This window comes from Streptomyces sp. NPDC007162 (genome assembly GCF_040634175.1).
Taxonomy (GTDB): Bacteria; Actinomycetota; Actinomycetes; order Streptomycetales; family Streptomycetaceae; genus Streptomyces.
Genome location: NZ_JBEYFC010000801.1, coordinates 1 through 2,846 on the forward strand (window position 1 = coordinate 1; position 2,846 = coordinate 2,846).

Below are 2,846 nucleotides of genomic sequence, written 5' to 3' on the forward strand. Positions count from 1 at the left end.
TGGCCGTAGGGCAGTCGCAGGGTACGGCGGTAGGTGCGCGTGCCCGGGGTGCCGGTGACCTCCTCCACGCCGGGTACGGCCTCGCGGGCCAGCAGGTCGAAGACGGGACCGGCCTGGTAGGGGCCGCGGTGGGCGAGCCGGAGCGGGATTCCGGCGGCCGGGGAACCGCGCCGGGCGCCCCGGCCGCCGGGGGCCGCCTCGCGCAGCGCGCTCGGGGTCGTGGCGTACACGGCCCGGACGGTGTCGTTGAACTGCCTGACGCTGGCGAACCCGCTCGCGAACGCGACCTCCGTGACGGACAGCCCGGTGGTCTGGAGCAGCACCCGCGCGGTGTGGGCGCGCTGGGCCCGGGCGAGGGCGACCGGGCCGGCTCCCAGTTCGGCGGTGAGCTGCCGCTGCACCTGGCGTGCGCTGTAGCCGAGCCGGTCGGCGAGGCCGCCGACGCCCTCCCGGTCCACCACGCCGTCGCCGATCAGCCGCACCGCCCGGCCGACGACGTCGGCGCGGACGTTCCACTCGGCGGAGCCGGGGACCGCGTCGGGCCGGCAGCGCCGACAGGCCCGGAAGCCGGAGCCCTGGGCCGCGGCGGCGGTGCGGAAGAAGCGGACGTTGCGCCGCTTGGGCGTGACGGCCGGGCAACTGGGGCGGCAGTAGATCCCGGTCGTCTCTACGGCGAAGAAGAACACCCCGTCGAACCGCGCGTCCCGGCTGCGCACCGCCTCGTACCTGGTGTCCTCGTCCATCACGTGTCCCAGTGTGAGGGACGAGGGACCGCACGACTGGCGGAAAACGGACACGGCGCTGATGAAGGAGCCCCGGCCACAGCGCCGTGTCAGAGGCGAACGGCTACTCCCACCGCCCCCGCTTCGCCTCCATCGCCGCCTTCCCCTCCGCCCCCTTCCGCTTCCAGTCCTTCCGCAGCTCGGACCGGAGCCGCGCATCCGTCTTGGCGACGATCCACTGGTTCTCCCGCACGAGCTTGCGGTAGCTCTCCAGCCGGCGCACGGGCAGTTCCCCGGCCTCCACCGCGTGGCGCACCGCGCAGCCCGGCTCGCTCTCGTGCGCGCAGTCGCCGAACCGGCACCGCAGGGCCAGCTCCTCGATCTCGGAGAACACCTGCCCGACCCCGGTCTCGGCGTCGAAGAGGCCGACGCCACGCAGTCCGGGGGTGTCGATCAGCACTCCCCCGGCCGGGAGCGGCAGCAGATTGCGGGTGGTCGTGGTGTGGCGGCCCTTCCCGTCCACGTCACGGGCCGCCTGCACCTCCATCACGTCCGCCCCGAGCAGCGCGTTGGCCAGGGTGGACTTGCCGGCGCCGGACTGGCCCAGCAGCACGGACGTACCGGAGCCGACCAGGGCGACGAGGACGTCGAGGCCGTCGGCGGCGAGTGCGCTGACCGTCAGGACGGGCACCCCGGGCGCCGCCGTCTCGACGTCCTGGACGAGGTGGGCGAGCGTCACCGGGTCCGGGACCAGGTCCGCCTTGGTGAGGACGACGACCGGCTGCGCCCCGGACTCCCAGGCCAGCGCCAGGAACCGTTCGATACGGCCGAGGTCGAGTTCGACGGCGAGGGACACGGCGACGACGGCGTGGTCGACGTTGGCCGCGAGGATCTGCCCCTCGGACCGCTTGGAGGAGGTGGAACGCACGAAGGCGGTACGGCGGGGCAGCAGCGTCCGCACGTACAGCGGATCGCTGCCGTCAGGATCGACCGCGACCCAGTCGCCCGTGCACACGACCTTCATCGGGTCGCGAGGGACGACGAACTCGGTGTCGGCACGGACAGTACCGACGGGGGTGACCACGTCGCACTGGCCGCGGTCGACGCGCACGACACGCCCGGGCAGGAGACCCTGCTCGGCGTACGAAGCGAACTCCGCCTCCCATCCCCCGTCCCAGCCATAGGGGGTCAGAGGGTGCGACGAAGCGGAAGAAGCCGAAGGAGAAGAGAGATTCAAGGGAAACCCTTCACAGGGCGGCCCCGGCCGCGCGCACTCATGGGCGCGAAGAAACAGGAAAGGTCAGCCGGAGACCACGGAGGTGGAGTGAACGAACTTCTGGTTGCGGGCAACGCCCACCACAGAGACAGCCATCGGTCACACCTCCCGTTCCTCACTCAGCCGACAGCGGCAGCCAAAGGCCACTGCGTGAAGCGGACCTCACCCTAGAGGCGCCTGCATGAGGGCGCCACCGATTTTCTGGCGGGGTCACAGGCCGTGGCTGCACGGCATCCACTCCGGGCCGGACCAGACCGCCACGCACGTCATCTCGACGCACTCCGACATGGACCAGCACCGCCAAGCGCTGGACATGGCTGACGATCTCGTCCGGGAAGGAACCTCACTGCCCGCGCCCCTCACCGGTCCGCTCCACATGAACCTGGGACGGTCCCACCTGGCCCTGGGCGACCGGGACTCTGCCCTCGAAGCCCTTGAAGAAGCGTCGAGGGCGAACTCCGTCGCCAGGTCTCCTCCCAGCCGTAGGGAGCGAGCGCGGAGAAGACAGCAGACCTCAGCCGGTGGCCGCCGAAGTGGGAACTTCTGGTCGCGGGCGGTGTCGTACCGGGCACGGATTGGTTGCGGCACGGGTGTCCCGGCGCGGGGGCGACGGGGCTGCGGCAGCATGACGGGCCATGAGGAGAGACCGGTATGTGGACTTCCTGCGCGCGTGGGCGATCGTTTCGGTGGTCCTCGGCCACTGGCTGATCACGGCTCTGGTCCGGGAGCCCGGCGGCCGGATCCTCGCCCCCGAGCTGCTGGCGACCGTTCCCTGGACCCAGAGGCTGACCCTCGCGTTCCAGATCATGCCGCTGTTCTTCCTGGCCGGCGGCCATGCCGCCGGCGGC

The 2,846-nt window shown here is 71.9% G+C and carries 3 protein-coding genes; 1 reads left to right on the forward strand and 2 read right to left on the reverse strand.

Annotated elements, in window-relative coordinates:
• Together ABZ646_RS44145 and rsgA are read right to left on the reverse strand one after the other, a co-directional pair.
• Nucleotides 1–743 (reverse strand): DNA-3-methyladenine glycosylase 2 family protein (locus tag ABZ646_RS44145; protein ID WP_360532733.1); only part of this gene is annotated, 743 nt, incomplete at its 3' end.
• A 103-nt stretch (nucleotides 744–846) separates the two neighbouring features.
• Nucleotides 847–1,959 (reverse strand): ribosome small subunit-dependent GTPase A, encoded by a 1,113-nt coding sequence (rsgA, locus tag ABZ646_RS44150; RefSeq protein WP_360532736.1) that lies wholly within the window; start codon nucleotides 1,957–1,959, stop codon nucleotides 847–849.
• A gap of 674 nt (nucleotides 1,960–2,633) precedes the next feature.
• Here rsgA and ABZ646_RS44155 point away from each other — a divergent pair.
• Nucleotides 2,634–2,846 (forward strand): acyltransferase family protein (locus ABZ646_RS44155; RefSeq protein ID WP_360532739.1); only part of this gene is annotated, 213 nt, incomplete at its 3' end.